General features: G+C 70.6%; 12 protein-coding genes and 1 pseudogene. 11 read left to right on the top strand and 2 right to left on the bottom strand.

Annotated features, from left to right (window positions below; genetic code table 11):
• Positions 1 to 58 precede the first annotated feature (58 nt).
• The 8 genes and pseudogenes from AB0915_RS21130 to AB0915_RS21095 all read left to right on the top strand — a co-directional run bounded on the left by AB0915_RS21130 (position 59) and on the right by AB0915_RS21095 (position 8596).
• The gene (locus tag AB0915_RS21130; RefSeq protein WP_366692543.1) at positions 59 to 1018 is read left to right on the top strand and encodes a dihydrodipicolinate synthase family protein; all 960 of its coding nucleotides are present in this window, start codon (positions 59 to 61) and stop codon (positions 1016 to 1018) included.
• A complete protein-coding gene (locus AB0915_RS21125; protein WP_366692542.1) occupies positions 1015 to 1980 on the top strand; it encodes an ROK family protein in 966 nt (321 codons plus the stop codon). Before AB0915_RS21130 ends, AB0915_RS21125 begins: the two co-directional genes overlap by 4 nt.
• Positions 1977 to 2657: a putative N-acetylmannosamine-6-phosphate 2-epimerase gene (locus AB0915_RS21120; RefSeq protein ID WP_366692541.1), complete on the top strand. Its 681-nt coding sequence runs from the start codon at positions 1977 to 1979 to the stop codon at positions 2655 to 2657. Before AB0915_RS21125 ends, AB0915_RS21120 begins: the two co-directional genes overlap by 4 nt.
• 63 nt (positions 2658 to 2720) lie before the next feature.
• Positions 2721 to 4151, top strand: coding sequence for a sialate:H+ symport family MFS transporter (locus AB0915_RS21115; RefSeq protein WP_366692540.1), 1431 nt, complete (start codon positions 2721 to 2723; stop codon positions 4149 to 4151).
• Positions 4152 to 4427: 276 nt separating this feature from the next.
• Positions 4428 to 4529, top strand: a pseudogene (locus AB0915_RS21110) (dTDP-4-dehydrorhamnose reductase); the annotation flags it as partial.
• Positions 4530 to 4830: 301 nt separating this feature from the next.
• Entirely contained in the window at positions 4831 to 5808 is a 978-nt protein-coding gene (gene sigJ, locus AB0915_RS21105) for an RNA polymerase sigma factor SigJ (RefSeq protein WP_366692539.1), read from the top strand.
• A gap of 16 nt (positions 5809 to 5824) precedes the next feature.
• Positions 5825 to 7936, top strand: a complete 2112-nt coding sequence (locus tag AB0915_RS21100; RefSeq protein ID WP_366692538.1) for an MMPL family transporter — start codon at positions 5825 to 5827, stop codon at positions 7934 to 7936.
• Positions 7937 to 8149: 213 nt separating this feature from the next.
• Positions 8150 to 8596 carry a VOC family protein gene (locus AB0915_RS21095; protein WP_366692537.1) on the top strand — a complete coding sequence of 149 codons (447 nt, stop codon included), beginning with the start codon at positions 8150 to 8152 and terminating at the stop codon, positions 8594 to 8596.
• On the opposite strand, the gene AB0915_RS21090 is transcribed toward AB0915_RS21095, so the two are convergent.
• Entirely contained in the window at positions 8533 to 9276 is a 744-nt protein-coding gene (locus AB0915_RS21090) for an AraC family transcriptional regulator (RefSeq protein ID WP_366692536.1), read from the bottom strand. The two genes, AB0915_RS21095 and AB0915_RS21090, sit on opposite strands and share 64 nt — an antisense overlap.
• Positions 9277 to 9349: 73 nt before the next feature.
• Positions 9350 to 10525 (bottom strand): YihY/virulence factor BrkB family protein, encoded by a 1176-nt coding sequence (locus AB0915_RS21085; RefSeq protein ID WP_366692535.1) that lies wholly within the window; start codon positions 10523 to 10525, stop codon positions 9350 to 9352.
• A gap of 17 nt (positions 10526 to 10542) precedes the next feature.
• Between AB0915_RS21085 and AB0915_RS21080 the strand changes: the two genes are divergently transcribed.
• The 3 genes from AB0915_RS21080 to AB0915_RS21070 all read left to right on the top strand — a co-directional run bounded on the left by AB0915_RS21080 (position 10543) and on the right by AB0915_RS21070 (position 14376).
• Positions 10543 to 12180 carry an acyl-CoA dehydrogenase family protein gene (locus AB0915_RS21080; protein ID WP_366692534.1) on the top strand — a complete coding sequence of 546 codons (1638 nt, stop codon included), beginning with the start codon at positions 10543 to 10545 and terminating at the stop codon, positions 12178 to 12180.
• A gap of 291 nt (positions 12181 to 12471) precedes the next feature.
• Positions 12472 to 13713 (top strand): GAF domain-containing protein, encoded by a 1242-nt coding sequence (locus AB0915_RS21075; protein ID WP_366692567.1) that lies wholly within the window; start codon positions 12472 to 12474, stop codon positions 13711 to 13713.
• Positions 13714 to 13791: 78 nt separating this feature from the next.
• Positions 13792 to 14376, top strand: coding sequence for a GNAT family N-acetyltransferase (locus AB0915_RS21070; RefSeq protein WP_366692533.1), 585 nt, complete (start codon positions 13792 to 13794; stop codon positions 14374 to 14376).
• The last annotated feature ends 70 nt before the right edge of the window (positions 14377 to 14446 follow it).

The following is a 14446-nucleotide window of genomic DNA, read 5'->3' as shown; positions in this document are numbered from 1 at the left end:
CGACCTGCGCGGCCGCCACCGGCCGCGATCGGTGTACCGACAAGCTGGAGCCTTCACCATGTCTCTGACCGCACCGCTGCACGGCGTCGTCCCGCCCGTCTGCACCCCGCTCGAATCCCATGGGGAGGTCGACACCGCCTCTCTGGCCGAGCTGGTCGAGCACCTCATCGGCGGGGGCGTGCACGGACTCTTCGCGCTTGGTTCGACCAGCGAGGTCGCCTACCTCACCGACGAGCAGCGCGCCACGACGCTGGAGACCGTCGTCCGTGTCACCGACGGCCGCGTCCCGGTACTGGCGGGTGTCATCGACACCACCACCGCGCGCGTCGCCGAGCACGCCAGGACCGCCGCCGGCCTCGGCGCGGACGCACTGGTCGCGACCGCGCCGTTCTACACCCGCACCCACGGCAAGGAGATCGCCCAGCACTTCCGCCGGCTGCGGACGGCCGTCGATCTGCCGCTGTTCGCCTACGACATCCCGGTCGCCGTCCACAGCAAGCTTTCCTCCGCGCTGGTACGCGAGCTCGCCGAGGACGGGACGCTGGCCGGCCTCAAGGACAGCAGCGGCGACGAGGGCGGGCTGCGCCGGCTGATCGTGGAGCTCGGCGGGCGCGAGGGCCGCAGGGAGGGACCGGCTCCGGAGTTCAGCATCCTCACCGGTTCCGAACTCACCGTGGACGCGGCGCTGCTGGCCGGCGTCGACGGTGTGGTGCCGGGCATCGGCAATGTCGACCCGGCCGGGTACGTCCGGCTGTACGACGCCGCGCGGGCCGGAGACTGGGCGCTCGCCGCGAGGGAGCAGGAGCGGCTCGTCGCACTGTTCGCCATGGTCGATGCCGGCCCGGAGGCGGACATGGGCCGCAGCTCGTCGGCGCTCGGGGCGTTCAAGGCCGCGCTGCAGCTGCTCGGGGTCATCGCGTGCGGCAACACCGCGTTCCCGCAGATCCCGCTGAGCGACGAGTCGGTCGCCCTGGTGGCGCAGCGGCTGCACGCCGCCGGCCTGCCCACGGTCCGATGAGCCAGAGTCCGCCGTCCTCGGCCACCGGCGCCCCGGTGATCGGACTCGATCTCGGAGGTACGAAGATCGCCGCCGCGCTCTTCGGCACGGACGGCACCGTCCTGGCGCGGCACACCCGGCCCACCCCGGCCCGGGACGGCGCCGCGGCCGTGCTCGACGCGCTCGCGGCGGCGGCCGCCGAGGTCGACCCGGCGCGGCTCGCCACCGCGCTCGGCATCGCCGCCGCCGGAGTCGTCGATCCCCGTACCGGCAGGGTCACCAGCGCCACCGACTCGCTCCGCGGCTGGGCGGGAACCGCGCTCGGTGCCAGGCTCGCGGACCGTACGGGACTGCCGGTGGCCTGCGACAACGACGTACGCGCCACCGCTGGGCCGGAGCTCGCCGCGCTGGTCGCGGAGGGTTCGGCCCATGCGTCGCTGCTGTTCGCCGCGATCGGTACCGGTGTGGGCGGCGCGGTCGCCGTCGACGGGCGGATGCTGCACGGCGCCTCCGGTATCGCCGGACATCTCGGCCATCTGCCGAGCCCTGAGGCCGCGGGGCTGCCCTGCACCTGCGGCGCCACCGGCCACCTGGAGGTCATCGCCTCCGGCCCCGGCATCGCCGCCCACTACGAACGGCTCACCGGCACCCCGGTGGACCGGCTCGAGACCGTGGCCGAGCGGGCCGCGCGGGGCGATGCGGACGCCGTCCACGCCATCACCACCGGAGCGGCCGCCACCGGCCAGGTGCTCGGCGGGCTCGCCAATGCCCTCGACCCCGACCGGGTCGTCATCGGCGGCGGCGTCCCCCGGATCGGCTCGCTGTACGGCGATGCGCTCGCCGCGGCGTTCGCCGCCGAGCTGATGCCACCGCTACGGGGACTCGTACCCGTCGCACCACTGTTCGGCCACGACGCCGCGGTGCTCGGCGCCGCAGCCCTGACCACCACTCTCCCTCTCCACCAGCCAGGAGCTCTCCGATGACCGCGCAGGAACTGGCCGCCTCTCTCCAGGGCAAGCTGATCGTGTCCTGTCAAGCGCCTCCCGGTGACCCGATGCGGGAGACCGGCACCCTGGTCCGGCTCGCGCAGTCCGCCGCCGCCGGTGGCGCCGCAGCGATCCGGGCCAATGCGCCGGAGGTCGTCGCCGCGATCGCCACAGCCGTAGAACTGCCGGTCATCGGGCTCTGGAAGGACGGCGACATCGGCGTCTACATCACCCCGACCGTCCGGCACGCCCTGGCGGTCGCCGAGGCGGGCGCCGCCGTCGTCGCCGCCGACGCCACCGACCGGCCGCGCCCCGACGGCTCGGCCTTCGCCGAGCTGGTCACCGCGGTCCACGAGGCCGGTGCGCTGGTCATGGCCGATGTGTCGACACTCGCCGAGGGCGTCGCGGCGGCCGCGCAGGGCGCGGACTTCGTCTCGACGACGTTGTCGGGCTATGTGCCCGGGACGCCGAAGCAGACCGGTCCCGATCTCGACCTGGTGGCGGCGCTGTCCGCCGCGATCGACGTCCCGGTGGTCGCCGAAGGCCGTATCAACACCCCCCAAGAGGCCGCCGAGGCCCTGGACCGCGGCGCCCACAGCATCGTCGTCGGCACCGCCATCACCGCTCCCACCGCCCTGACCACGCGCTTCGTGGCGGGCATAGCCCGTCCCTGAACCAGCCCCCACCACGCGGGCGGTCACTCGAGGGCGAGTGCCGTGCCGCATCCTGGAGACACCGTGCAGACCACCACACCCCCCACGCTCCCCTGGTACCGCGAGGTGAGCCCCGCCCAGTGGAAGTCGTTCTTCGCCGCCTGGATCGGTTATGTCCTCGACGGCTTCGACTTCGTGCTGATCACTCTCGTCCTCACCGAGATCAGTGACGACTTCGGTCTGAGCACGGTGCAGGCGGCCAGTCTGATCTCCGGTGCGTTCATCACCCGCTGGCTGGGCGGTGCGGTGCTCGGCGCCGTCGGAGACCGCTTCGGGCGCAAGCTCTCCATGATCCTGTCGATCCTGCTGTACTCGCTCGGCACCTTCGCCTGCGGGTTCGCCTGGAACTACCACAGCCTGTTCGCCGCCCGGCTCGCCATCGGCATGGGCATGGCCGGTGAGTACAGCGCCAGTTCCACCTACGTGATGGAGAGCTGGCCGGCGAAGCTGCGCAGCCGGGCCAGCGGATTCCTGATCTCCGGCTTCTCGGTCGGCTCGGTGCTCGCCGCACAGGTCTACACCTGGGTCGTGCCGTCGCTCGGCTGGCGCTGGATGTTCTACCTGGGCCTGATCCCGATCGCGATCGCCCTGTGGATGCGGCGAGCGCTCCCGGAGGCCGAGGAGTGGACGGAGTCCGTCGCGGAGAAGGGCGCCAAGCCCAATCCTTTCCGGCCGCTGTTCGTCACCCGCGCCCAGGCCACCGTCAACACGATGCTCGTCGTCCTCGCCACCGTCTCTCTCTTCATGATCTTCACCCCGGCCGGTACGGGGATGGTGCCGGTGCTGTCGGTGGTCGCCGGCCTGACGCTCGCCGCGTTCGCCGTGCAGTTGGGCGGGAAGCGCAGCTGGTTGCTGTACCTGTCGATGATCGTGACGCTGTTCTTCGCGTTCCTGTACACGTGGCCGATCCAGGCACTGCTGCCCACGTATCTGAAGACGGAGCTGGGCTACACCCCCGACCAGGTCACCGATGTCCTCTACTTCGCGGGCTTCGGCACGATGGTCGGCTGCTGGACGGCGGGCTTCCTGGGCGACCGGATCGGCGCGAAGAAGGCGTACGCCCTGACGCTGCTGGCATCGCTCGCGTTCGTCTATCCGGTCTTCGCCGTGCACAACAATCTGCTGCTGCTCGGCGTCCTGCTCTTCCTGCTGCAGGCGACGAGTTTCGGCATCTCGGGGCTGCTGCCGCGCTACATCGGCGGCCACTTCCCGACGCGGAGCCGGGGCGCGGCGCTCGGCTTCACGTACAACGTGGGAGCGCTGGGCGGCGCCGTCGCACCGGTGCTCGGGGCGCATCTCGCCTCCGGCATGGACCTGGGCCGGGCGCTGGCCGTGCTGACGTTCGCGGGCACGGTGATCGTGGTGCTGCTGGTCGGGTTCGACGTACCGGCACGGCTGAACCGGCTCACGGACCCGGACGCGGAGTGGGACCATCTGGCAGCGATGTTTTCTTGAGGCTCACACGCGCAACGGCCGGATGCCCCGCGGTAGGTGGTCACAGCCGTTCGCTGATGGCCGCACCGAGGACGGTCGCTTCGTAACGCACCGCGAGCTTGATGCCTCTCGCGAGCTTGATGCCTCTATGGATGTCAAGCTGCGAGTGAGTGCATCGCGGGGCTCGCACTGGGGCTGGTGAGCAGTCGAAGGATCTCTCGGGCGACGTAGCGCTTGAGACAGCGCAGGGCTTCGTACCTGGTGCCCACCGCCCGGTGCCTCTTGAGGCGGTTGATGCTTCCCGGGGCGCTCGATGTCCGCCTCGACAGTCGCGCCACCCAGCAAAAGCTGCACACGACGTTGCGCGGCGCCCGCCAGTTCCTCGCCCTGGGTGCTTGAGTACCGCCTCGAAGCAACGCGAGCGACCAGGTGTGCAGGGCCTTGTCGAGCCGGGTCCGGCGGATCCCGGGGGTGCAGTCCTGGAGCAGGGGCCGCACCCCTGCAAGATCGCAACCAGACTCCTCTTCGCCATCCGAAGTCAGACGTCCGGCCACCGATCGAGACGACGTCTCGGTACGACATCACCGTTGACATCGCAGGTAATTGATGTGATGTAGATCACATTTCGGGGATGGATGTCACACTCCGGGTGCCGTGATCGCTCTCATTTCGGAATGCACCCGCGACGGAAGGCCCTACGATGTACGACCCCTCGCCGGACTCCCAGGCCGCCTCGCGCGAAGGCAGCCCGCAGGAGGCGGCGTCGGATCCGGTAGCGAACACCGCGACACAGGTGTTCCACGACCACCGTGAACTGCTGTTCTCGATCGTCTACAACATGCTCGGCAGCGTCGCTGACACCGAGGACGTGTTGCAGGAGACATGGCTGTCGTGGACGGCCAGAAACCAGGCGTCGAGCGCGGAGCCGATCGGCAACCCGCGCGCCTACCTGGTGCGGATCGTGGTGAACCGGGCCCTCGCCCATCAGGCCACCATCAGTCGTCGCCGTGAAACCTACGTCGGGCCATGGCTGCCCGAACCGCTTGTCAGCCCCCTCACCGACACGTACGTCCCCGACAATGCCGCTGACGCGGCGGTGCGCGCCGAGTCGGTGTCGATGGCGCTGCTGGTGATCCTGGAAACCCTCACTCCCCTGGAACGCGGGGTGTTCGTCCTGCACGAGGTGTTCGGCTACGCCCACACCGAGATCGCAGAAATCCTCGGACGCAGCCCGTCGGCGATTCGCCAGCTCGCCCATCGCGCCCGCGAGCACGTCCATGCCCGACGCCCCCGCTACGAGCCCGACCCGCACGTCCGGCAGCAGGTGACCGAACGGTTCCTGGCCGCCGCGCTCGGCGGCGACCTGGACGCCCTCCTGCAGACCCTGGCGCCGGACGTGACCCTGTGGGGTGACGCCGGAGGCAAGGGCAGGGCACCGGCGGGCCAGCGGCCGCTCCACGGCCGGGACAAGGTCGCGCACCTGCTCGCCGCAGCCGCCCCCCGCTCCGGCAAGGGCCTCGACATCGCCTACCGCAGCGTCAACGGGGACCCGTCAGCGCTGCTGTTCGCCGGCGACACCCTCTACGCCGTCCTCGTCCTCGACCTCACTCCGGACGGCAACCAGGTGTGCGGGATCTACGTCGTCGCCAATCCCGACAAGCTCTCTCACGTCGACTGAACACCGAGGAATCCACATGATGCGCAAAATGGCGGCCCTGCCCAGTGGCAGGGTGGCGAAATGGGTCATCCTCGCCCTCTGGGTGGCCCTGCTGGTCCCGGCCCTGATGCTGGCCGGCAAGCTCGGCGACGTCGAGGAGAACGACAATTCGGCCTGGCTGCCCAGTAACGCGGAGTCGACCAAGGTCGTCGACCGAGCCGAGAAGTTCCAGCCTGCCGATACCCTGCCCGCGATTGTGGTCTACGACCGGCCCGAGGGCATCACCGATGCCGACATGGCCAAGGCCCGAGCCGACGCCGAAGCCTTCAAGAGCATCGAAAACGTCGTGGGGCGGCCACAGGGCCCGGTGAAGGCCCAGGACGGCAAGGCCATCCAGACCGTGGTCCAGGTTCACAAGGACAAGTCGGGCTGGGAAGGGATCGGCAAGGTCGTCGACGCGATGGCCAAGGTCGGCGAAGAGAACACGGGCGGTCTCGGGTTCCACGTCACCGGACCGGCCGGTTACGCATCCGACTCGATCAAGGCCTTCAGTGGAGGAGGCGGCCTGACAACGATCACCGCGTTGGTGGTGGTCGTGATCCTGCTGCTCACCTACCGCAGCCCGTTGCTGCCATTGCTGCCGCTGCTGACCGTGGGCGTCGCCCTGGTCACGTCGGAAGCGGTGATCTACCTGCTGGCGAAAAACGCCGGACTCACCGTCAACAAGCAGACCAGCTTCATCCTGACCGTGCTGGTGTTCGGCGCCGCCACCGACTACGCACTCCTGCTCATCTCGCGATACCGGGAGGAGTTGGGGCGGCACGAGGACCGGCACGAGGCGATGGCGGAGGCCCTGCACCGCTCCAGTCCCGCGATCATCGCCAGCGCCGCGACCGTCGCGGTCAGCCTGATGCTGCTGATGCTGGCCACCCTCAACTCCACCAAGGGGCTCGGGCCGGCCTGTGCCGTGGGCATCCTCGTCGGGCTGCTCGCCATGGTCACCCTGATGCCGGCCCTGCTGGTCATCTGCGGCCGCTGGATCTTCTGGCCGGTCAAGCCGTCGTACGGATCGGTCGTGGCGACCGACGAGGGCCTCTGGACCCGGGTCGGCACCGCCGTCTCCGGCCGACCGCGGATCGTGTGGATCGGCACCGCGCTCGTCCTCGGCGTCATGGCGATCGGGGTGTTCGGGCTCAAGGCCGACGGGCTCTCCGCCCAGGACCAGTTCACCAACACGCCGCAGATGGCCGTCGGCGAGGAGATCCAGTCCAGGCACTTCCCGGCCGGGTCGGGCGACCCCATCTACGTCGTGGCCAAGGCCGCCTCGGCGGAGCAGGTGAAGACCGCGCTGTCCGGCGTTCCAGGAGTCGCTGACGTCTCGGCGCCGATGGTCAAGGATGGTGAGGCCATCCTGCTCGGGGAGCTCAAGGACGATCCCAGCAGCACGGCCGCGATGCGCACCGTCGAGCGGGTCAGAACCGCGGTCCACAGGATCGAGGGTGCGGATGCTCAAGTCGGCGGCAACACGGCGATCGCTCTCGACGCGCAAGAAGCGGCCGCCCGTGACTCCAAGGTGATCATCCCCATCGTGCTGGTCGTGGTGTTCCTGATCCTCACGCTGCTGCTGCGGGCGATCGTCGCCCCGCTGCTCCTCATGGCGACGGTGGTGCTGTCGTTCGGAGCGGCCCTCGGCGTGAGCAGTCTGATGTTCAACCACGTGTTCCACTTCGCCGGGGCGGAAGCCTCTTTCCCGCTTCTGACGTTCGTGTTCCTGGTCGCCCTGGGCATCGACTACAACATCTTCCTGGTCACCCGGGTGCGCGAAGTGACACTGCTGCACGGCACCCGGCGCGGCGCGCTGATGGGTCTGTCCACCACCGGGGGTGTGATCACCTCAGCGGGTCTGGTGCTGGCCGGTACCTTCGCGGCGATGGCCTCGCTGCCGCTGGTGTTCGCGGCCGAGCTCGGGTTCGCGGTGGCATTCGGCGTGCTGCTGGACACCATGATCGTCCGCTCGGTGCTGGTCACCGCGCTGACCCTGGACGTGGGTCGATGGATGTGGTGGCCCAGCAAACTGTTCAGGCATCACGACGCCCCCCAGTCGCCGGTGGACGAGCCCAGCCTCGAACCCGCTCTCAGGGGCATGTGACAACCTTTCACCGCGGGTCTTCCGGCGCCGGCCGGGGGGCCCGGTAACGGCCTCCCCCGCGGTAGGGAGTGGATCAGCGAGCGGCGTCGTGGGGCTTCGATGGCAAGGCGGAGGACGGAGTCGACGCGGAGCGTCGGTGACCTGGTCGAGCCCCCTGGTCGTCACCGAAAATCTGGGCCACCCGCCCCGACGCCCCCGCGGCCGGGCATGGGGATGACCGATTCGTACAAGACCCGTGGCGCGTGTCCGTTCTACGTTCGGACCATGACTCCACGACTCGACGCGATCGGCATCACGACCACGGATCTGGCCGCATCGCTCGCCTTCTACCGCCGGCTCGGGCTCGACATCCCGGCCGGGGCGGATTCCGCACCCCATGTCGAAGTGACCCTGCCGGGCGGGCAGCGCCTCATGTGGGACCCCGAGGACGTCGTCCGCTCCTACGACCCCGAGTGGTCCGGTACGCGGGGCGGCGACCGGGTCGGGCTCGCGTTCCGCTGCGACGGTCCGGCGGAGGTGGACGCGGTGTACGACGATCTGACCGGCGCCGGGTACCGGGGCCATCTGAAGCCGTGGGACGCCGTGTGGGGGCAGCGTTACGCGGTGGTCCTCGACCCGGACGGCTGCGCGGTGTCGCTGTTCGCCAACGCCTCGCAGTAGGTGGTCAGGGTCGTACCTGCCAGTTCGCGCATCTCCCGCGCGAGATGCGCCTGGTCGGTACAGCCCGCCGCGAGCGCCGCCTCGGCGTACGGCGTTCCGGACCGTACGAGAGCGAGCGCGCGCTGCAGTCGCAGGATCCGGGCCAGGGTCTTGGGCCCGTAGCCGAAGGCCGCCAGGGAACGGCGGTGCAGTTGGCGGGCGCCGAGACCGGCCGCGTGCGCGGTGTCGGCGACGGACCGGCCCCGCGCCAGCTGCACGGCGACGTACCGCATCAGCGGGTCCGCCGGCCCGGTCTCGGCCGCCCGCCGCAGTGCCACGGACTCCAGGGCTGCGGCGGGGTCGGCGGCATCGGCGATGCGCTCGGCGAGTACCCGCACCTGGGCGGCCGGCCACAGGTCGGCGAGCTCGACCCGCTGGTCACGCAGTTCGTCCGCCGGTACGCCGAGGAGCGCCGGGGCGGTGCCAGGGGCGAACCGGATGCCGGTGAACCGCCCGCCGGTCGCCCCGGCGGGCTCGTACGCATGGGTGTCGGGCCCGGCGACGAGCAGTCGGCCGTCGATCCAGAGCAGGTCCATGCAGCCGTCGGGCAGTACCGGCCGGACAGGCCCCTCGGGGACCTGCCGGGTCCAGACGACCGCCCCGCCGAACCGGGACTGCCGTTCCTCGTACGTGTCGCCCATGGCTCCACGCTAGGGCGTGCCAGGCGTCGCCTGACAGGCGGGACTCTCGAAACACGCCCTTACGGCCTCCCCGCTACGAACGGGACTCCCGGGACCTCTTCGTCTCCTGCTCCGCATCCTTGGCCGGGTCCTTGGCGATGTCCTTCTCGCCCCTCGGCTGCAGCAGCCGGGACTTCACATCGTCCGGCGGCAGGAACCGCGACCACCGCTCCGGGAACTCGGACGGCATATAGGGACCGTCACCGTCCTCGTCGCACTCCGCCTTCGTCCGCGCCACCAGCTCCGCGGCCTGGGCAGCCCGCGCCCGGTCGTTGGCCGCACGTGCCGCGGCCGTCGCCACCGACGGCCACACCCGGTCGATGGCGGCGTTGACCGCCGCCCCCACCAGTACCGCGAACGCGGAGATGCCGATCCACAGCAGCACGGCGATGGGGGCGGCCAGCGACCCGTAGATCGTCGGCCCCTCGACCGTACTGGTCAGATAGATCCGCAGCAGGAAGCTGCCGACCACCCACATGGCGAGCGCCACCAGCGCGCCCGGCACGTCCTCCATCCACGGCGACCGGACCGGCACGGACACGTGGTAGAGCGTCGTCAGGAACGCGATCGTCAGCAGGATCACCAGCGGCCAGTACAGGACGCTGATGACCTCAGTGCCCCACGGGACGAACTCCACGACCCGGTCGGGGCCGACCACCAGCAGCGGCAGTACGACAGCGCCGAGCAACAGCGCGACGATGTACAGCAGGAAGGAGAGCAGCCGCGTCTTGACGATGCCGCGCTGGCCGTCGAGGCCGTACATCACGGTGATCGTGTCGATGAAGACGTTCACGGCGCGGGACCCGGACCAGAGCGCGATCGCGAATCCGATCGAGATGACATCGGGCCGGGCACCGGTCGTGACGTCCGCCAGGAGCGGTTTCGCGAAGTCGTTGACACCCCGCTCGGACAGCACCGTCTGCGCCGCGCTGAGGATATTGCGCTCGATGGAGGCGACCGTGGTGGTACTGGTCCACTCGTCGACGTACCCCAGCAGTCCGATCAGGCCGAGCAGCAGGGGCGGCAGGGACAGCAGGGTGAAGAACGCCGCCTCGGCCGCGAGTCCCAGAATGCGGTACTCCATGCACGAGTTGACGGTGTCCTTGAGCAACTGCCAGACCATCTGCCGCTTGGATACGTTGCGGTAGAGGACTCGGGCCCGGTGGAGCCGACCCGGTGGCCGCTCGGGTGTTTCATTTGCTGCCTGCACATCCTTACCGTATCCGCATGGCAGCCACCACCCACACCGTGTCCAATCAGGTCCCGCCGCTGGTCGGCTACGACGTCTTCGCGGCCGACCGCGCGCTCACCGAGGCCGTGGAGCGGCATCTCGCGCCCGAACGGCTGGCGGGGGTGCGCGAGGAACTGCACGACCTGGGCCGGGCCGCGGGGTCCGCGCAGGTCCAGGAGTGGGGCACGCAGGCGAACGAGAACCCGCCGAAGCTCCGCACCCATGACCGGTACGGGCATCGCATCGACGAAGTGGAGTTCCATCCGTCCTGGCACCGGCTGCTCGGGCACGCGGTCGGCGCCGGGCTGACCGATGCCTGGGGGCGGCCCGGCGGGCATGTGCGGCGTGCGGCCGGGTTCCTGGTGTGGACACAGGCCGAGGGCGGGCACGGCTGCCCGCTGTCGATGACGCACGCGGCGGTGCCCGCGCTGCGGACCGATCCGGAGCTGGCCGCCGAGTGGGAGCCGCGCCTGACGTCGCCGGTGTACGAGCGGGGGCTCCGGCCCGCCGCGCAGAAGGCCGGTGTGCTCTTCGGGATGGGCATGACGGAGAAGCAGGGCGGCACCGATGTGCGGTCCAACACGACACGGGCCGAGCCGCTGTCCGCCGACGGCGAGTATCTGCTCACCGGGCACAAGTGGTTCTGCTCGGCGCCGATGTCCGACGGCTTCCTGGTACTGGCGCAGGCACCCGGCGGGCTGACGTGCTTCCTGCTGCCCCGGGTGCTGCCCGACGGCACCCGCAACGTGTTCGCGATCCAGCGCCTCAAGGACAAGTTGGGCAACCGGTCCAACGCGTCGGGCGAGGTCGAGTTCGACGGGACGTGGGCACGCCGGGTCGGCGAGGAGGGACGCGGGGTCCGCACCATCATCGAGATGGTGGCGGCGACCCGGCTGGACTGTGTGACCGGTTCGGCGGCGCTGATGCGGCAGGCGGTCGCCCAGGCGGTCCACCACTGCACGTACCGCAGCGCGTTCGGCGGGGTGCTGATCGAGAAGCCGCTGATGCGGAACGTATTGGCCGATCTGGCGCTGGAGTCCGAGGCGGCGACGGTGCTGGCACTGCGGCTGGCCGCCGCGTACGACGCCGGTTCGGAGGCGGAGGCCGCGTTCCTGCGGATCGCGGTGCCCACGGCGAAGTACTGGGTGACGAAGCGGTGCACCCCCATGGTGGGCGAGGCGCTGGAGTGCCTGGGCGGGAACGGTTACGTCGAGGAGTCCGGGATGCCGCGGCTGCTGCGCGAGGCGCCGCTCAACTCGATCTGGGAGGGCTCCGGGAACGTACAGGCCCTGGACGTCCTGCGGGCGCTGCAGCGCGAACCGCAGGCGCTGAACGCGTTCCTCCAGGAGGTCGGCAGGGCGCGCGGTGCCGATCACCGGCTGGACGGGGCGATCAAGGACATGCTGACCGAACTCGCCGATCTGAACGGGATCGAGGCGCGGGCCCGCCGGCTCGTCGAACGGATGGCGCTGGTACTGCAGGGTTCGCTGCTGGTCCGCTGGGCGCCGCCGGAGGTCGCCGACGCGTTCTGCGCGTCGCGGCTGGGCGGGGACTGGGGCGCGGCGTTCGGGACGCTGCCGCACAGCCTGGACCTGGCGTCGATCGTGGAGCGCGCACGGCCCGTCGCGCACTGATCCGCCCGGAAAAGCGACAGAGGGTGGTGCTGCGCCGACACGGCACCACCCTCCATGCTGTGCACACCGAGCAACAGGGCACAGGCTCCGCCGTGCGGTGTTACGCCACTCTCGTACGCACCTGTGGGTCCCCGCCAGAGTTGCAAAGGGTTGCAACCATTGCCTGGAGTGCCCACGATCGGGAACCCCACAACGGCAGGATGGGGCCCGTGGGCCGCCGACACGGCCCTCGAATCTGGGGGGATTTCGACAGTGGAGACACATGCTGCCGAGGTGACACGGCTGGCGGCCATGGACTCGGAGCGGGCCACGCGCCTGCTCCACAAGGCCCGGGAGGCGAAGCAGGCCGGCGACCGGATGCCGGTCGCGCCGCGGGCCGAGATCGGTGCCTCGTGGGAGCGGGTGCTGCGCAGTGGCATCGATCCGGAGCAGTCCACGGAGAGCGTGCTGCTGGAGCTGGACGAGATCGAGCACCGGCGCCGGAGTTCGGCGCTGGGTGAGGTGATGCCGCTGCTCAGCGAAGGGCTGGTCTCCATCGCCGACGCCGCACAACAGATCGTGGTCGTCACCGATGCCGAGGGCCGGGTGCTGTGGCGGCAGGGCAATCCGGGGGTGCTGCGCCGGGCCGACGGCATCTGTCTGAAGGAGGGCGCCGCCTGGTCCGAGGCCGTCACGGGCACGAACGCGATCGGTACGGCGCTCGCCGAGCGCGCCCCCGTGCAGGTCCACTCGTCCGAACACTTCGTCCGCAGCCTGCACCCCTGGACGTGTGCGGCGGCCCCGGTCCGTGACCCGCGGGACGGCCGGATGATGGGCATCGTCGACATCAGCGGGTCCACGTCCACCTTCCATCCGACGACGCTCGCCCTGGTCCGTTCGGTGGCCCGGCTCGCCGAGAGCGAGATCCGGACCCGGCACCTGATCGCGATCGACCGGCTGCGGTCGGTGGCCGTGCCGCTGCTCGCCCGGCTGGGCGGCCGGGCGATGGCGGTGGACACGCACGGCTGGCTGGCGGCGGTCACCGGGATGCCGCCGGTGGCCCGGCTGCCGCTGCCGAAGTCGCTGCAGCCGGGCCGGGTGTGGCTGCCGTCGCTCGGTATGTGCCGGGTGGAGCCACTGCCCGGCGGCTGGCTCGTGCAGGTGGCGGACGGCCCGTCGGACGGTCCGCCGCGCCGGGTGGTCCTCGACCTGAGCCGGCCGCGCGGACTCGTGGTCAATGTGGTGGGCCCGGTCGGCACCTGGACCCAGCGGCTCTCGCCGCGCCATGCCGAGCTGCTGTACGTGCTGGCGCTGCACCGCGAGGGGCGGACGGCGTCCGAGCTGGCGGAGGACATCTTCGGCGACGCGACCCGGACCGTGACGGTCCGGGCCGAGATCTCGCGGATGCGGCGCCACCTGGCCGAGGTGCTGGCACACCGCCCGTACCGTTTCGGCGAGGGCGTCGAGGTCGAGGTGATCCACCCGGAGCATCCGGGCGATCTGCTGCCGCACTCGACGGCTCCGATGGTGGTCAGGGCCCGGACGACGGGGTGACCGGAGAACCGGAGTCCTCCAGTCCGTACCGCGGGACAGGCTTTGGCCAGAGCTGCACGGCATGATTCCCTGACAGCCATGAGCAACACGGAACGCACAGCCGCCGAGGTGACCATCTGGTCCCTGGAACAGACCTCTCCCGACGACCTGCGGCCCGCCGCAGCCCCCGAGGGCGACATCCGGATCGTACGGTCGGCGGTGCCGCTGCCCGAGTTCAGCCGGTTCCTGTACACGGCGGTCGGGGGCGACATCCAGTGGACCGACCGGCTCTCGATGACGTACGCGCAGTGGCAGGAGGCGCTGGACCGGCCCGGTGCGGAGACCTGGGTGGCGTACGAGAACGGGACCCCGGCCGGGTACATCGAACTGGACCCGCAGGACGAGGGCGTCGTCGAGATCATGTACTTCGGACTGATCCCGGCGTTCCGCGGCCGCCGGATCGGGGGCCATCTGCTCGCCTACGGGGCAGCGCGCGCCTGGGACCTGGCGGAGCGCTGGCCGGAGCGGACGCCGACGAAGCGGGTGTGGCTGCACACCTGCTCCAAGGACGGCCCGCACGCGATGGACAACTACCTGCGGCGCGGGTTCCGGCTCTTCGACACGAAGGTGGAGCTGGAGCCGGAGGTGGCCACGCCGGGGCCGTGGCCGGGGGCGCAGCGCTAGGGCGTGTTTCGAAAGTAGCGTCGTCCGCCCGTAGGGCGGGCCAGGCGGTGGCTGGTGCGGGCGATCGCAA

It is taken from the genome of Streptomyces sp. NPDC048411 (assembly GCF_040704695.1).
Classification (GTDB): Bacteria; Actinomycetota; Actinomycetes; order Streptomycetales; family Streptomycetaceae; genus Streptomyces.
The sequence above is the reverse complement of the archived record's forward strand: the minus strand, read 5'-3'. Positions and strand labels throughout refer to the sequence as shown.